Annotated in this window: 8 protein-coding genes; all 8 read right to left on the reverse strand. The window is 31.4% G+C overall.

Features of this window, described 5'->3' with window-relative positions:
• Positions 1-96: 96 nt before the first annotated feature.
• The 8 genes from BUB70_RS06060 to BUB70_RS06095 are packed head-to-tail and all read right to left on the reverse strand — an operon-like array spanning position 97 to position 19068.
• Entirely contained in the window at positions 97-4146 is a 4050-nt protein-coding gene (locus BUB70_RS06060; protein ID WP_073119378.1) for a hybrid sensor histidine kinase/response regulator transcription factor, read from the reverse strand.
• A 45-nt stretch (positions 4147-4191) separates the two neighbouring features.
• The gene (locus BUB70_RS06065) at positions 4192-6060 is read right to left on the reverse strand and encodes a metallophosphoesterase (protein WP_073119380.1); all 1869 of its coding nucleotides are present in this window, start codon (positions 6058-6060) and stop codon (positions 4192-4194) included.
• Complete coding sequence (locus tag BUB70_RS06070; protein WP_073119382.1) at positions 6060-9011, reverse strand: glycosyl hydrolase 115 family protein; 2952 nt, start codon at positions 9009-9011, stop codon at positions 6060-6062. The genes BUB70_RS06065 and BUB70_RS06070 overlap by 1 nt, the downstream gene beginning before the upstream one ends.
• A gap of 6 nt (positions 9012-9017) precedes the next feature.
• On the reverse strand, positions 9018-10094 hold the full coding sequence (locus tag BUB70_RS06075) for a phosphatidylinositol-specific phospholipase C1-like protein (protein ID WP_073119384.1): 1077 nt from the start codon (positions 10092-10094) through the stop codon (positions 9018-9020).
• 17 nt (positions 10095-10111) lie between these two features.
• Complete coding sequence (locus BUB70_RS06080; RefSeq protein ID WP_073119387.1) at positions 10112-11251, reverse strand: acyltransferase family protein; 1140 nt, start codon at positions 11249-11251, stop codon at positions 10112-10114.
• A gap of 2 nt (positions 11252-11253) precedes the next feature.
• Positions 11254-13488 (reverse strand): alpha-N-acetylglucosaminidase, encoded by a 2235-nt coding sequence (locus tag BUB70_RS06085; protein WP_200777477.1) that lies wholly within the window; start codon positions 13486-13488, stop codon positions 11254-11256.
• Between the two features lie 12 nt (positions 13489-13500).
• Positions 13501-15783: a GH92 family glycosyl hydrolase gene (locus BUB70_RS06090; RefSeq protein WP_073119392.1), complete on the reverse strand. Its 2283-nt coding sequence runs from the start codon at positions 15781-15783 to the stop codon at positions 13501-13503.
• Positions 15784-15798: 15 nt separating this feature from the next.
• Positions 15799-19068: a beta-galactosidase, LacZ type gene (locus BUB70_RS06095; RefSeq protein WP_073119395.1), complete on the reverse strand. Its 3270-nt coding sequence runs from the start codon at positions 19066-19068 to the stop codon at positions 15799-15801.

Consider the following 19068-nt stretch of genomic DNA (forward strand, 5'->3'; position numbering starts at 1 on the left):
AATAAAACAAGTGAAGTTTTAATCAGAAACATGAAGAAACACTTGTCTTTTTTTTTGGAATTAAAAACTAGATATATATTTTAAAGCTTATTAAATTTACTTTAACAAAGTACTAGGAGAATGTCCAAATTGTTTTTTAAAACACCTACTAAAATATAAAGGATCATTAAATCCAACCATATCAGCAACTTCTGAAACGTTATAATTTTTAGTTTTTAACAATTGTGCAGACTTCTTTAAACGAATGGTTCGGATAAACTCATTGGGTGATAAATCTGTTAATTGAGTAATTTTTCTATATAATTTAGAAGAACTCATAGCCAATTCATCACATAAAAAACCAGAAGTAAGATCTGGATTACTAATATTATCTTCTATAATACTTTTGATATTAGAAATAAGCTCAATGTCTATTTGCGAATGTGCTAAAGAAATAACATCACTTTCTGCTTCACCTGAAAACTTTTGTTTTAAATCAAAATGTATTTTGATAATATTGTCTATACGAGTTTTAAGCAATGATGGATCAAAAGGTTTTACCAAATAGCCATCTACTCCAATTTTATATCCTTTGATTCTATTTTCATTTTCAGCCAATGCAGTTAGTAAAACAACTGCTGTGTGACTTAAATTTTCATCTGCTTTTAAAGCTTCTACAAATTCAAAACCGTCCATAATAGGCATCATTACATCTACCACACATAATACAGGTTTTATTTTTTTACAAACTTCTAATCCTTCTTTACCGTTTTCTGCTTCGTATACTTTAAAATAAGCTGAAAGATATTCTACCACATATTTTCTTAGTTCAGTATTATCATCAATAACTAAAATTTTATGTTTTACATCTGTGTTTGTCTTTGCTTTCTTAGTATTAATGTTTTCAAAAGAAGCCTCTATTTGTTTTATTGGAATTAAAGTTTCTATTTCCTCCGAAGAACTAAAATCAAACCTTTCATCTTCACTATAAACTTCTTTTTCTACTGGTAATTCTACCGTAAAAATACTTCCTACATTTGGAGTACTATCAACCTTAATTTCTCCTTTGTGAATTTCTACCAAGGCTTTTACCAATGACAATCCAATACCAGTTCCTGTGGTGCTAGATTTACTATTTTGTGCTTGATAAAACCTTGAAAATATTTTTTCTTGACTCTCTAGAGGAATTCCAATTCCATCGTCACTTACTTCTATTTTTAGAATTTTTCCTTCCCCTTCTTTTAAACCTATAAACAGATCTACATTTCCATAGTTCTCGGTAAACTTCATGGCGTTAGATAATAAGTTGTATAAAATCTTATTATACTTGTCCAAATCTATCCAACAAACCAACGAATCGGTCTCAATATTTAAATTAAAATTGATGTTTTTGGTATGAGCCAATTCAATAAAAGACGTGAATATGTTCTTGGTATTTACAATAATATCAACCTGATAAACTTTTAATTTTAAAGCTCCAGTTTCTGCTCTTCTAAAATCTAAAATTTGATTAACCAATCTTAATAATCTATTAGCATTTTGATATATTAAATCTACCCTGCTTCTTTCATAAGAACTGGCATTTTCTTGTTGTAAAAGTTGTTTTACAGGTCCTAAAATTAAAGTTAAAGGAGTTCTTAATTCATGAGAAATATTGGTAAAAAACCTTAATTTCTCGTTATTTAGCTTTTCATCTCTCTCTCTTTTTACTTTTTCTAATAAAAGTTCTTGCTTTAACTCTATACGTAATTTTATTTGTTTACGAGAAAAATAAATCAACAAGCCTAATACAAAAACAATTAAAGAAATTCCTTTATAGGTTAACCAAAATGTTGGTAATACTTTTATGTTGTAAGTTGATGTTTCACTCCAAATACCATCACTATTACTAGATCTAATTTTAAAAACATAATTTTTAGAAAACAAGTTGGTGTATTGCACCGTTCTAGAATCACTAGTAGTTTCTATCCAATCTTTATCAAAACCTTCTAGCTTGTATTGGTATTTATTTTGTCTCTCATTAGTAAAGGATGGAGAAGAAAACTGAATAGAAAAATTTCTGTTATTATAATCTAAAACAACACTTTTACTGTAGTTTAAATCTTTTTCGAACAAAACCTGACCGTTCATAGTAGTCCCCGGTAATATTTCTTTATTCTCTACTTTAAACTCAGTAATAAATGGTGGTGGAGAGTATTTATTTTCTTTAATATTTTGAAGTGAAAAATAAATAACACCTTCTTTTCCTGCAATGTATATTTTTGAATCATTTAAATTATAGAAACCACTAGAGCTAAAAACATCTAGCCTGTTTCCACTCATAATATTGTAAACTTTGGCTGAGTTATTTTTTACATTATACTTAGCAATACTGTTATTATTCATGTTTAACCATAAATTTCCTTCTTTATCACTAGTTAAGTCCGTTATCCATTTTCCTTTTAACTCTTTAGGTTCTTGAACAAGCTCGAAATTATCATCTTTATAACTATAAACAGAAAGTCCTTTACGGGTTGCAGCCCAAATATTTTTTTCTTGATCTATATAAACATCATTAACATTGTCTTGAGGAAATCCATATTTATTGTTTGAATGATACCCATAATTTTTGGTTGTTTTATTAACAAAGTTATATTTTACCAAACCTGTTTCGGTAGCAAACCATAAATCATCTCCATTTTTTTTTACTTTGTTGATATCAAAATTAGAAAGTAATTTCCCATAGGACAGATCTGGAGTCAATGTTTTTAAATTCAAAACAATTACTCCGCCACCAAAAGAACCAACAATCATATTATTAGCATCATACCTTAAAAAGGTAAAAACAGGAGTATTTACAAAACCTACATCAATGATTTTTGAAGTATTTTTTAAATAATCATATATCATTACTTTACCATCCCAAAGACCACAATAAAATATTTTTCCATCTGTAGAATAAATACTAGCAATATTGGTTTTGTTAACATACAAAGGTTCTATTTTCTCACCTTTGTTTATAAAAAGTCCGTTATTCCAAGTAGCCACAATGGTATGTCCTTCATAAGTTTTAGCAAAACCTCTAATCCTTGGAGCTTGATTTTCTATATAATTAGAAATATCTTTATTTAAATTAAATTGATTTTCATACGGATCATATTTATCTAGGCCATCTTCTGTACCAATCCATAAAACCCCTGATGGATCAAAATAAAGAGCAGATATTAAGTTGTCTACCAAAGAAGTATCATCAGACAATACTGAATAATGCCATTGATACTTTCCTATAGCAATATCTTCTAATTGATCGCAAACCAACAAACCAGCTAATGTTCCTACCCAATATTTACCGTTCGGAGCAAGTGCTACAGCTAAAAAATAAGGACCTAATTTTTCTCTTACAATTTTATCTTTTATATATAAATTTTCAAAAGTATCGGTTGATTGGTCTAATTTATACAAGCCTTCTCTGGTTCCTATAAAAATATCTGATTTGAAATCTTCAAAAATAAAATTCAGAAACGGATTTTTTTTATCGGAATTTGGAATGGATAATGTATAAGTTTTTATCTTAGAAAATACTCCTTTACTATCTAAAGATATTTTAGCTACCGATGCGGTTCCAAAACTCCCCAACCAAACATTTCCTTTTTTGTCTCCGTATATTTCTTTAATATATCCAAAACCAGGCAAATCAATGCTTTCAAACCTTTCCTCTTCAGGGTAAAATAAAAAAGCTCCTTTTGTTTTAGTTCCTACCCAAACTCTTTTAAACTTGTCTACATAAACTGAACGAATTTCTTCATCTGGCAAACTATTAGGATTGTTATTTTGAGGTAAATAAGTGGTGAATTTCCTAGTATCTATTTTAAAAAGTGTTAATCCCTTCCTAGTACCAATCCATAAATTATTAGTTGATTCATCAAACTCTAAATCTGTAATATCATCATTGTAAATTTCATTCTCTTCTAAAGAAGAACTTAAATAAGTTTCAAATTGATATCCATCAAACCTATTCAATCCAGCAAAAGTTCCCAACCACAAAAAACCTTGTTTGTCTTGAGCAATATATCTTACCGAATTATGTGATAATCCATCCTTATCATTATAGTGCTCAAACTTAATTTGCTGTGCAGAGGCAGAAAAAAGTCCAACAAAAAAAATAATAAAAACAGAAAATCTTATCATGAGAAAATAATTATCTAATCTAAAGTTAATATAAAAAAAGGAATACTAATATAATGGTCTTATAGGGGTAATGGTACTTGATTGAATATCTATTTTAAAATGATTAGCTGGTTGGCCATTACAAAATTTTAAAAAAATATTTCCCCATAATTTTAAGTTTCTATGATTAGAGCTTTTTAACAATTCACAAATTAAAATATATTGATTTAATTTAGCTTGTCCAACATCCATAACCGCTAACTTATCGGCACTTTTAAATTTATAAAAATCATGAATCATATCCAAACCAGTCCATTCTTTAAAAACTTCCATAGAGATTTTTTGATCTTTTAACTTAGTTTCAAAAGCTTTAATATCTCCATTATTCTCTTTTGCTATGTTTATTAAATCTTGACCAGTAGTGTTTACTAATAAATCTTTAAATTCTTTAGGCCAATCGTTTTTTAAGAACCTTAATCTTACCAATTCTTTTAAATGCCATGCTGTGAATTCTTTATAATTATTTGCATTTAAAATAGCAGCATCCCATATATAAGGTTGATTTGTTTTTTCTAAATAATCATGCTCTAATTGATACAGTGGAAACAAAGTTTTAAAGTCTGCTACATTGTCCAACACCACAGTTTCTATTTCAAAAACATTATTATTTTTTATGGTTAACAATTTATAACCAGGAATATAAGCTGCTAAAGATGGAATTTGAATATTTATCAACCCGTTTCCATTTTTAAATTTTCTAAGTCCTGTATCATTAATATGCATGTGTCCTCCAAAATGGACTTTTACGCCAGCTTCAGCCAAAGCTTTAGCCACTTCTTCATTAGGAACTCTTTGCATTTGCATTTTATCTTTTCCAAATAAAACCTTCATATCCTCAGTAGCATCATCATTAAAGTCGATGGTTGGAAAATGACTAAATACAATTAATTTTTTTCCTAGTTTTTCTGCTCTTTCAGTCACAGATTTTATCCAAGTAAGTAAATAATCTTTGTGCGTTAACACATTGTTATACCCCGTACTTGCTCCCTCAAAATTAGCAGGATTGTAAGATGTTTCTTCTCCTTTAGGAACGTAAACGTTGGCATCAATAGCTAAAAACCACAAATCATCTCCTAATTCAGTTACATAACTTAAATCTGGAACTTCTGCATTTGTTGGTTGAATTTTATAAGTTCTAAACCTTATGTCCGAATATTTTAAAGCCTTGTCATAAGTATAATCTTGATAAGTATAGGTCGTAAAAGGGCTTTCCCAATAAATAGTATTTTGTTTAGGATAAAAGCCAAAGTCTTTTAATTCATTTAAAATTCCTTGATATCCTAATCTTGCAATATCTTTGGTTATAATGGTTGGTAAAGCGTTTTCTTCATTAGATGGATACAATCCTTCTTTACTGAAAATAGCCTGAGTCTTTCCTCCTTGCCCTAAAAAGTCTTTCTTTCCTGCATCTTGATAAAAGGGTCTTACAGGATCGTGATTTCCAGTGGTTAAAATAAAATTGATGTGGTATTTTTCTGAATATTCTTTTAAAATATTTTTCAATCCTCTTATATTTACCAATTGTCCATCATCACTAAAATCACCTGGTAAAGCCACGTATTTTACACCTCTCTTAACCACATCGTTTAAAGCAGCTTTAAAAGCAAAATAATTTTCGTTAAACAACCTTGTAGACTCCAATTGAGATTGCATGGTTCTAGCCAAAGTATATTTTTGAGTTGTAGGATTTAAAATTCCTCGATAAGAATTATCCGAAAACTCTCCATAAATATCCAACAAATGAACATCCGACAAAAAGGCAACTTGTAAAGAATTTGTCTCTTTTTTCTCTTGTACGTGTTTACAAGAGAAAAAAGAAACAATGAGTGCTAAAACACCTAGTAAATTTATTATCAAAGAATTAAATTCCTTCATTACAATTTGGTTTCTTTAGGAAAAGCATATGATTTTTTCCATCCACCTAAATCTATCAATACTTGATCTATCATTACTCCCGGATCTACCATCCATATTTTTAAAGTGTGTTTTCCGGCTTTATTTACTATTTGTTTTGCTGTTTTAACTGTTGCATTTTTTAATACATTTTGTTTCCACTCCTCACTTCTTCCAAAAGTTTGAAAATCTACAATTACAGGCTTTGCATCATCAATAGAAACAGCACATTTTACTCCGCTTCCCTCAAAAAATGCATGAGTTGGAATGGCTTGAATATTTACATCTACCTCTCCAAAATTAAAAGTGTAAAAATCATATTCTAAAGCTGGACTATTTTTAACAATATCTGAAATCCAGTTTTGTGGTTTTGCTGTTCTTGGTAATGCAACAGCCACTTTCCCAGAATATCCTATTCCTTCAAAAGTTTCCCATTTTGCTTCTAATCCATCTTTTTTTCTAGTATAATTCTCTGCCTTTATAGATACAAAACCTTTGTCTTCTACAAATCCTTTGTATCCTTTTAATGCTTCTAATTTTGGATTAAAAACAGAAACTCCTACTGTATAGGTTTTATCACCTGAAATAAAATCTATAGCTGAATTTACTTTAAAACTTGGAGGAATTAATTGATAATCATGTCCTAATGGAGCTTCTTTTTTATTCTCTCCCTTTGGCACTTTATCCCAGTCAATAGTAACCCATAATCTTTCTTCTGGTTGATCTGCATTTAACTCCCCTGAGGTTTTAGAAATCTTAATCCAATTTTCCTTAGGTTTTGCTTGCCACTTTAAAGTTCCTTCATCTTTTAAATAAACATCAACATAATATTTGTTTTTAGTATAAGCATTAAAAACAGGTAATACGTCTGCATAAGAATTAATCGCTTTATCATTCAATTCCATTTCGTAACTCTCTAAAGCCAATCCTAAATCATTTGTATTCTTTGGAAAAGCCACCGCTATAGAAGGTCTTGAAAAAACAGGTAAATATCTTGGAGACATGTTCATGATATGATTCCATTTACCACCTTGTAAAACATTGTTGTAATAATTGGTTTCTGATACAATTCTATTGTAAGCCAAAAATGATTTTTCTCCATAGTATAAAGCACTATTTCTTCCTTGTGATGACACAAATTTGTTTTTATATGCATATAACCATTTGTGATTCATACTTGCTGCAGTAACAACTGGATAATAAACCAGTTGATAAAAAGCATCTTTTCTGTATGCAGGAACTTTTGTATTAATACTATCTACCGCTGTTATTAATGTTTGATAAGCTTCAATTCTTTGATTTACTTCATCTCCATAATGAAATTGTGTTAATTCCGTTTCTTTGGCTTTGGTTACAGGCTCTACCTGACTCCAAGCCATAAACTCTGGTCTTCTTTGAAATGCCAATTCATCATATTTTAACATAACACCAGTAATATCTTTGGCTGTTTTTTCTCCAAACTCTCTGGTAGCCCAATTGTTTTTGTGTTGTTTTACATCAGTATTTTTTTCAAACTTGGTCATATCCCAAGCCATATCTAAAAACAATTCAATATTATATTCATGTGGTTTGATATCTCCACAATTTAGAATCCATAAATCTTTTGATTGAAATTCATACGCTTTAGACATTTCTTCCCACATCAAAACTGGATTGGTTGAATTTAACCATAAATAATCATGAGGTCTTCCCCAATAAGAAGTATGATAATAAACCCCTGCTCCACCACTACGTTTTTGTTCTCTAAAGTTGCTCAACTGACGAATATAACCATAGTTATCATCTGTCCACATAAGCATTACATCTTCTGGCAAGTTCAACCCACTTTGGTAATAATGTAACACCTCTTTATAAGGCACAAAAACTTGTGGTCTTTCTTCATCTTTTTTAGAATACTTTTCTAAAATTTCTCTTTGATCAGTAATTACTTGCTCCAATAATTCTACTTGAGATTCTGTATCATCTTCCCCTACAATCATAGGTGAATCATGTTCTCCTCTCATCCCAACAGTATAAATTCCTTCGTAGTTTTCTGTTTCTTTAGCTCTTTTTTTGAACAATTTTTTAATAGATCTTGAATTGGTATCATAACGATATTCTCCCATAGTTTCATGATCCCATTCTGCATTGATATTACTCAACATAGGCTCTGCATGAGAGCTTCCAACCACAATAGCATAATTGTCTGCTACCACTTTATTCTCTGGATAAAAATAAAACGCTTTGGTAGACTTATGCATGGCTGGCCAAATAGTATTGGCACGTAAACGTAATAACAATTCAAAAACTTTAGCATATGTTTTAGGTCCAATATCTCCCGTTTCTGGTTCGTAATTTAAAGCAGCCCAACGTTGTAATCCCCAATCTTCATCATTTAAAAAGATTCCTCTATATTTTACTGATGGAGATCCATATGTTTTTGGAGTAACAGAAATAGATACTTCTTCTTTAACTTCTGGAGTTACATCAGCCCACCATTCCCATGGAGAAACATCCATCATTCTAGAAACTTCTAACAAACCATAAGCGGTCGCTCTTCTATCAGAACCAACTATCACCAATGCTTTTTCAATTCCTGGCAAAGGTTTGTTTACAACTTCAATTTTATAAGTTTCCCATTTTCCTTCAATATCAGTAATTGTTATTTTTTCATCATCAACCAATCTACCAATCAAACTACTTTGTCCAACGGTACCTGCTAGAATAGAATATTTATGAACATCACCATTAATTTCAATATACTTTTTTGTGATTTTAGAAATATCATCTACCAACATTTTAGCAGCTATTTCTACTACCTTGGCATCACTTTTATCATAAAAAACACCTACTTTTTCGTTTTTTGAAACGATGGTAAAAGAGGTTTGAGCACATAAACTGTTTGCTATTAAAACAATTAATAAAAAAATACTTGGGGATTTTGGTTTAAACATGAATTATTATTTTATTCTTTCGTAACTATTGTTTTCAAAACTAACCTTATAATCAGACTTATAAAGTTTGGTTGGTACATAATAATCTGTTGAGATGACTTGTGCACCAGATTGTTTTGCTTTTTCAAATTTACAATAATCATTGGTTCTAGACTCATTTGTTCCATCATCTGCACGAGTTCTTACCATATAACCACTTAAAACCAGCTCTTTAATATAATCAAAATCTTTAATAGGGTTATTTATCACTCTAAACGCAGCTTCAGGATTTCCTTCTTTGCTATTTACAAACATCATCCTGTTTTTTAAGCTTGGATGTCCTTCTAAATACCGATTGTTTTTATCTTCTTTTTCATCTAACACAAAAAGAAATCTTCCTTTTAACTTTTCTAAACTTGGCCATCCATCTTTTAAAACTGCTTCTTCTAAAGTTTTATGATTTCCTCTCACCAAATCCGGAGTAATTAATTGGTTGTCTTTAAATACTGAACGAATTTCAAGATCAATACTATCCAATGCATTTTTTGTAAATGACAACAATTTGCTTAAATCCTGATGATTGCTGTCTTTTGCATTAATTAAAATAAATATTGGTGTGTGATTAGGGTGATTGTCAGACCATTTTTTGATGGCTTTTAATCCATCTTTAAATAATAAATAATGACTTCTAAAGTCAATATCTTGTATGTGAAACATTTTTAAACCTGGCTGATGTAACTTTTTTTCCACATCATAAGGTAAAGGTTTATTGCCTAATGATTTCACAATTTCTAATCCTTTAGGATTTGTAAATCGTCCTCCATTAGGATCATGTAAAACATCTAACTCTAGATTTCTAAGACCTAAATCTAATTGCTCTAAAATAGAAACATGTCCATATTGCAATGACTTAGCCCTAGCTGAATCTATTTGATATAAATATTCCCACAGAGTTTGCTCTATGGGAATTTTATATGAATTATGACTTCCTATCACTTGAATATTATTTAAACGAATTTCTTTTGTTTTATCACATGAAATCATCAAAAACAAAGCCGTAAAAAGTATTCCTACAAAAAAGATGATCAGGATTATTTTTTTCATGCTACTTATTTAAAAACCTAAATTTTTATATAAATACGCTTTTTGTCTAAATACCAACCTATAGACCAACAAACCATCATAAAAACAATAGCTGTTACAAATGCCCCGAAACTTCCAGGAAAGATTTGTTGAAATATACGTTCACTAACCCATTCAAAAACATCTAACCCTGAACTTGTTGGTATCATTCTTAAAGTGATATAAAACAACTCAGAAAACAGATAAATAAACATAGGGTTCTTCCCAAAAACATTAAAGAACTCCGTTCCTTTTCTTGTGTTTTTTAACTCTATAAAATAAATTAATATTGCCATTACAGATAAATCTATTCCTACCGTGTGTAACACAAATGGACTGGTCCATAGCTTTTTACTCATCGGAAATACCAAATCCCACCAAAGTGCTAAAGCTGATAATAAAAATCCTGCAATTAATAGTTTTGAAATTCCTTCAAAACTCTTTCCTTTTTGTTGAATAAACTTTCCTGCTAAATATCCTCCTATCACATTAACCACAGAAGGTAAAGTACTTAAAATTCCTTCTGGATCAAACGGAATACTATCTCTTTTGTAAATATGTCCTTCTCCTAAAATAGTTAAATCCAATCTAGTAATTGCATTGGTAGCCATCTCTAGCTCTGCTCCCGTAGTTCCAAACAGGTACAAGATTTCCCAGTAAGCGATTAAAATAATAGCACTGATGATGATTGCTGTTTTTTCTTTTAAATAATAAAAAAGTATTGACGCTAAAAAATAACAAATGGCAATACGTTGCAACACCCCCATTACTCTTGTTTCTGAAAAAGGTTTTAACTCCCATCCATCAGCTCCTTGTCTAAAAAACGGGAACCAATACATTAAGAAACCTAACAAGAAAATAATTATTGTACGTTTTAATACTTTTTTCCAAAATACTTCTGAAGGAGCATCTTTTAATTTGGTCATCGAAAAACTCATCGCATTTCCCATCGCAAATAAAAACGAGGGAAATACCAAATCTGCTAAAGTGAATCCAAACCAATGGGCATGTACCAAATATGGGTATAACTTAGCTCCAGTTCCTGGGGTATTCACCACAATCATCAAACAAATCGTTAATCCTCTAAAAACATCTAAGGATAAAAATCGATTTGTATTTTTTAGTATCGCTTCTTTCATAGTTAATAGTTATATTGAATAGGACTCATCTTTTCTGTTATTGGAATGATTATGTCTCTATACTTAGTGTGTAATGCTTTTACTATTTCACTAGCACTTCCAGTAGCTTCTATTGGAAAGTCTTTTCTTGACGTAACCCAATTCCACTCCCATTGCTTAATTTCTTGATCAAATGCTTCTTGATCAAACTTTTTCCAGTCTTGTTTTACCGTTGCAAAGAACTGTTCCCATCTTGGTTTGTAAAAGTCATTAAACAATCCACTCCATTGACGGTTGCTGTATTCATGCAGTCTATTATCTGCTCCTCCCCAAAGGGTAATCAAATCTCTTGCGTTTTGTTCATATAAAGCTTTTTCTGCTTCTGTTTCTCCCCATGCTCTTGCATCTGCAATCCAAGTCCCTAGTAAAAAGTCTTTTCTAGTAGCTAGTAGTTTATCCATATCTTCTATTAAAGTGATAAACTCTGTGCTGTATTTATCAAAAGCGACTTTGTTGTTTTCTTTGTAAGCAACTGCTATTTGTTGTTGTAATGGTAACGCATAGTTGGCTAATACTTGTCTGGTAATATCTACCAAATCATATTCAAAACCATCGGATCCTTGGTGATTTGGAATAGCAGCCACAAACAAGTCCCAAGCAGGTAATAAATCTGCTGGTGCATAATTCAACTTAGTTCTTGCCCATCTTCTATATCCTTCAAAAGTAGGTCTAGCTACAATAATACTTTCTGCTCCATCACGAATGGTTTGCCCATTATAAACTGTATTTACTAAAACATCCCATGCTTTTATTAATTGATCATTTTCTTTCCCGTATCTGTTTGTTGTATATTGTTCTAACCACTCTTTTAAATCAATAGGAGTATCTCGCCAAGTATTGTCAGTCATCAATTCATACAAAACAGGGTTCTGTTCTATAGATTCCATAGTAAGTCCAATTCCTTTTAACTTTCCTGAATTTGGATCTTTTAAGGCTTTCGCTGGTTCGTCTGCAACAGTTTCTATTCTTCCAAACATGCTAATATTTCCTCCAAAACTGTGTAACATATTCCAAATCCATTGTTTTCCATAAAACGCTTCTGTTCTTTTCCAAATTGGTTCTATTTCCGTTGCCAAATCTAAAATGATCATTTTATCATCAGGTACTGGAGCTAACAATCCTTTTATTTGTGGAGCTTTCCAAAATTCTCTGTGGCTATAAAACAACCAACCTTGCATCACCCAAACAGCTTCTTCATCGGCTGATTTCATTCCTTCATAAACTTTACTACTTAAATTGGTTAAATAAGTAGGATCGTCTGAAGGTGGTGTGTTTTCATTAAACGTATCAGCAGAATACAAATGATCTGTTCCATAAATACGCTCTTGTGTTTCTAAAAACTTCTTTCCAATTTCTGCAAACAATGGATCATTCGCATCTAAAATATAAGTGTCTTCAAAATCATTCCCCCAGTTGGTTTGTTTCAACTTTGCATCTGGAAAAAACTTTTTAAACGAGGCTGGTACATGTCCAGTAAAAGCAGGTAAAACAGTTTTCATTCCTAGCTCACGCTCTCTTTCTAAAATCTTTTTTTGTAAGTCTCTGTGAGTCTCTTTCCAATGTTGAGTTAAAGGTCCTCCCCAACCGTCTAAATTTCCCATCCAAAACCAAGAGAAATAAGCAGGTCCACTAAAAAATCCTTCTAAGTCTTCATCTGTAAATCCATAAGATTTATAAACCTCATCCCATACATATTCTTCTCCTGTAATAGCCAAAGGCATGTTAATACCATGTAGTGCCATCCAGTCTATTTCTTTTTCCCAACGTTCCCAATCCCACCAACTCATGGTGTAGTTAAACGTACAGTAATTTAAATAATATCTATATTCATATGGGGTCTTTTTATGAATAAGGGTAGGTACTTGGGGTAAAGTATCTGGTAAATTTAAATTCGTTCCATTCCATGTAATTTGGCAATGAGCATATTCTTTTAAATAATAATATAAGGCTGATGCTACAGAAACTCCATTATTTCCTCGCAACACTATTTTTTCATCTTTAGACTCAATCTCAAACCAATCATCTTCTAACAAACTATCTATCTCTACCTTAAAAGATTCTGAGTGTTTAGGAATGATTCTAGAGATTAAAGCTTCTGAAGGATTTAATTTTTTTTCTGTGTTGTTATCCTTGCTACCGCAAGAGAGGATCATTAAAAATAATGGAATCCAAAATAGTTGTTGAGTAATATTTTTCATAATTATTTCTTTTTATTTTTTATCTGATTTTGATGGTGGTACTTGTTTTGTTCCCCATGTTTTAGAGGGTTTTGCTCCCATTACAAACTCTAAAACTCCTCCATTCAAAATATCTTGATGCTCTATAAAAGCATTTTCAAAAGAGTTTCCGTTTAATGTTGCAGATTGAATATATTTATTTTTTGTTGATAAATTTTTAGCTTTTATTGTAAAATCTTTACCATTTTCTTGATGAATCACCGTCTCTTTAAAATATGGGGTATTGATTAAATAATAAGATTGTCCGGCATTAGGATACAATCCCATCATATGAAAAGACAACCATGAAGACATGGCTCCAGAATCATCATTCCCAGGAATTCCATCTCTACTAGCATCATAATTTTCATCAATAATTGTATGGATTCTATCAGTACTTAAGTCTGGTCTTCCAATCCAGTGATACAAATTTGGAGTTAGAAAAGAAGGTTCATTAGCCACATTATAAAATTCTTCTCTAAAAAAAGTATTTAACCTTTTCTCAAAAGCTTCTTTCCCTCCTGATTTTTGAATTAGCATTGCCACATCGTGAGGGACAGATAATGAATATTCCCAAGAACTTGCTTCGTAGAAAAATCCACACCACCAACACACACAATTAGGCCAATCTTGTGCTAATGGAGTATAAGGCACATAATTAATTTTACCATTGGTAGCAGCACACTGTATGCTATCTACCCATTTTCCATTGGCATCTTTTGGCATAATAAATCCTCTAGAGCCATTGTCTTCAATATCTCTCCAAAGGTTTTGCCAATTATCAGATTGCTTGATAAATCTCCAATATTCTCCTTTACGTTTAATTCCTTTAGCTACAATTGCCAAACAATAATCATTGTAAGCATATTCTATGGTTCTATTTCCCGAACGAACATAATCTGTAGAAACATATCCTAAACGATTGTAATCTACCAGTCCTCCACGACCTTCTTTTTCTTCATTTCCACCAGGAGGGAACATCGCATCTTTCATCATGGCTTCTAATGCTAATTTGTAATTAATTCCTTCTAAACCTTTTACAAAAGCATCTGCAATAACTACCTCAGCATTAGAACCACCTTGGGTTCTACCATTTGCATTTCCACTCCTTGCATCTGGGAGATACCCATCTCGTTTGTAGATCTGTAACATTGCATTCACAATATCTACTTCACGAGAAGGATTCAAAAGTGTGATTAATGGACTTGATGAACGATAGGTATCCCAAATAGCATAAAAATCATCGTAATAAGGAGAATTATTTTCCCATAACGGATTTTCTCCAGTCCTATCTACAGGCATTAACATAGTGTGATATAAACCTGTATAAAACATTGTTTTCTTTTCTACAGAAGCATCTTTATCTACTTCTGCTCTCTGTAGTAAATCTTCCCATTTTTGTTGAGTCTCTGCCAATTCTTTCTCAAAATTCCAATGCGGAATTTCATTATCTACATTTAGTTTTGCTTTTAAACTACTGATGAAAGAAATTCCAATTTTCATATTCACCTTTTTGTCTTTTAACCCATTAAAAAACAACATGGCACCAGTCTTTTTACCTTCATCAACTTGATTTTTTTGATTTGGATAAAACTTTTGATCTTTCCAAGTAGAAAACTCACTAAAAGGTTGATCAAAAATGGCTGTAAAATAAACAGTATAAGCTCCTCCATTGTTCCATCCTCCTCTAATTTTGGTATATCCTCTAACTTCAGTATCAGAAATTACTTCTACTTGAGAACCAACAAATTGTTGCGACTCACGACCATCAGGAATGATAGATTCATCTAAATATCTTCCTAAATCTATTTTGATGGCATTTTTATCATTATTGCCAAATTGAAAACGATAAAAAGCAGCTCTATCAGAAGTGGTAATTTCTGTTTGAATATTGTGCTTACTTAATAAAGTACTGTAATATCCTAAAGCAACTTTTTCATTTTCTCTTAAAGATTCTTGTTTGATAGATGCAAAATCTCCTGAAAAAGGCATTACAGAAACATTTCCATATTTGGCACCTCCACCAGTTCCACTTACGTGTACTTGGCTAAATCCATAAATAGGTTTGTCTATATCAGCCGAATATCCACTATTTGCATGTAAGTCATTATCTGGGCCTGGTTTTATCATTCCATAAGGGCATGAAGGCCCTATAAATACATTTCCTAATCCTTCTGAACCAATTAAAGGATCTACAAACTGATGATATTGTGCATGACTTTCTGTTTGTAAAAACAACGACAAACAAACAACAAAAGGTTTTATTATATTTTTCATATTCTGTTTTTTAAACTAAAACTTAATAGGTTGATAAGAATTCATTTTAGAACGATTACTTACTGGAACTATATAAAAAGTATAGTGATAACTTCCTGATTTAATTTTGTATTCTTTGTGAGGTTCTGCTTTAAAAGACCAAGTATTATCTCCACCAATTCCCATTTGAACCATATCAACATCTACCGTTAAAACCTCTCTTTCTTTTAATTCATATGTATGTGTAGCTTGCTCTATATTACTTGTACTATAAGGAGACACACTAAAATTGATTGGGTTTTCTCCTTGTATCATTAATCCTTTTCCTTTGCTATTTAACAAACCAAACCATCTGGTATCCATATGATTTCCATATTCTTGAGGTACAACATAATCATAACTCATAGTATGAGCATTAGCTGAATATAACCCCACAAAAGCACCTGTATTTCTATCTTGATAATTGGCCTGTGGCCCTTTTCCAAAATAAGTTACATTTTCATAATCTTTAGAAATATCAAACTCCATCCCTATTTTGGGAACATCTGGTGTATTCTTGGTAATATCTGCTTGATAAGATATTTTTACATATCCATTTCCTAAAATGGTATAATTCAACACTACATTTGTACTTGGGTTTTCTATTTTTCCTTCTACACGTATCTCAATCTTAGTTTTATCAAGGTCGTTTACTGTAATTAAAGTTGGTTTAAAACGAGTACCTGCTTCTTTCCAATTCAACTCATCTGTTTTTTTCATATACCCTCTATAAGCTTTGTCATTCTCAGTTTCTGGTCTCCAAAAACTTAAACTCAAAGGATTTTTAATAAACTCTAAACCATCTGATTGATATGAACTAATATATCCTGTAGCTTCATCAACCGTTAAGGTTACATTTTTGTTCTTTACAACAATAGTGTTATTGGTTTTAGATACTGTTAAATCTGTTTTGCTATTGGTTAAAGAGATTTTTTGATTAGATTTTAAATGCAAATCAAATTGCTCTTCAAAAACCACATAACCTTTCTTTTCCCACAAAGTATTTTCTTTTAACAATCCTTTGATATTGATAAAATATTCACTTCCTGCTTTTGCTTTAATTTCTTTGTAAGGAATATTTATGGTTTCGGTTTCATTAGGTTTGGTAGCGACATTTGCGACTTTTCCTTTTTGAATAACCTTTCCATTTTCTGTAAGCTCCCAAACAATATTATATTTTGATAAATCTGAAGCATGGTGACGATTCCTAATTGTGAATATTCCTTTTCTAAGATCTACCATAGAAATAACTACTGGTTGATTTACTTTTTTAGCTTCATAAATCTCTGGTTTTGGAGTTCTATCAGCAGCTATAATTCCATTTAAACAAAAACTTCCATCATTTGGAACATCTCCAAAATCTCCACCATAAGCAAAATATTCTTTTCCATTCTCTGCTGTTTGTAAAAGACCTTGATCTATAAAATCCCAAATAAATCCTCCTAAAGCTCTATCATGTTTGTAAACCACCTCCCAATATTCTTGATAATTCCCTAAAGAATTCCCCATTGCATGTGCGTATTCACACATTAATACTGGACGTTTATCAAATCTAGTATCATAAATTAAATCATCTAACTCTTTAGGCTGTGGATACATTCTACTCAACATATCTACCCAGCTTGGATCAGTTGGATTTCCTCTGTCTGATGGCCAAAAATTCTTTTTGTATCTAGGATCTGTAGGTACTCCTTGAGCTCCTTCATAATGTACATATCTAGTAGGATCCATTGCTTTGATCCATCCTGACATGGCTGCGTGATTAGGTCCCATTCCAGATTCATTTCCTAAAGACCAAATAATAATACTTGGATGGTTTTTATCTCTTTCTACCATTCTAATTCCTCGCTCTAAAAAAGATTGAGACCATAGTGGATCTTGTGATAATTTTCCACCTACTCCATGGGTTTCTAAATTAGCTTCGTCCATTACATACAATCCATATTGATCGCATAAATCATAGAAATAAGGATCATTTGGATAATGAGAAGTTCTGACTGCATTAAAATTAAATTTCTTAATTAACTGAACATCCGCTTCCATATCTGCTCTAGAAACCGTTTTTCCATTTACCATATTGTGATCATGACGGTTGACTCCAATTAATTTAACAGCAGTTCCATTAACTAAAAATCTTCCTTCTTCATCAATTTTTAAATCTCTAAATCCGACTTTTTGACTAGTCGCTTCAATTAAGTTTCCTTGATTATCTTTTAATGAAAATAAAACCGTGTATAAATAAGGTTCATCAGCAGACCATTTCTTAGGATTTTTCACATCCATTTCCATAATTCCAAAATAAACTTGATCTCTTGCTGGATGAGATTCTCCTAAAAAAGTTGATAATTTTAAAGTTTTAGCTTTTTCTGCCAAATATCCATCAGCATCTAACAACTCAGCGGTTAATGTCCAATCATCAACTACAGTTCTTAAAGGAGTTTTGCTATAATATCCAAATTTCTCAAGGAACTTATCTTTTATGTTTACCGTAAATTTTGGTCTAATTTGTAAAGTAGCATCTTGGTACTCTTTGTCTAATTTTGTTCTAATAGCAACATCTGCCATTCTTACTTTAGGAACCGCTTGCAAGTAAACTTCTCTTTCAATTCCACTCAATCGCCAAGTATCTTGATCTTCTAAATAACTTCCATCACTCCATCTATATACTTTTACTGCTATTTTATTAGTTCCTGTTTTTACATACTGGGTAATATCAAATTCTGAAGGCAATCTAGTGTCTTCACTATACCCAACAAAAGTTCCATTTACCCAAACATAAAAAGCAGAAGAAACGCCACCAAAATGCAAAATAATATCTTTTGAATTCCATGAAGCATCTATATTAAATTCTTTAATGTAATGTCCTACAGGGTTGTCTTTATGATTGATAAAAGGATCATTACTATAAAAAGGGTAGGTAGTATTTGTATAGATAGCTTTTCCATAACCACGCATTTCCCAGTTAGAAGGAACATCTATCGCTTTCCAACTTGAAGCATCATAATTTGATTTTTGAAAGTCCTCTAAAGATTCTTCTGGAGTTGCAACCCAATAAAATTGCCAATCTCCATTTAAACTCTCATAGTTTTTTGAGGATTCCCTTTCATTTTCTATTGCTAATTCTTTACTCTCATAAGAGTAAAAAGTAGCATGAGAAGGCAATCGATTCATTTGATTAATCAATGGATCTTCCCAAGCACTATTTTGCCCCAATAACAACAAAGGAGAAAAAAGGAATAGAATAAATTGAATTTGTTTTTTGGTCAT

The organism is Wenyingzhuangia marina, from assembly GCF_900130035.1.
Taxonomy (GTDB): domain Bacteria; phylum Bacteroidota; class Bacteroidia; order Flavobacteriales; family Flavobacteriaceae; genus Wenyingzhuangia; species Wenyingzhuangia marina.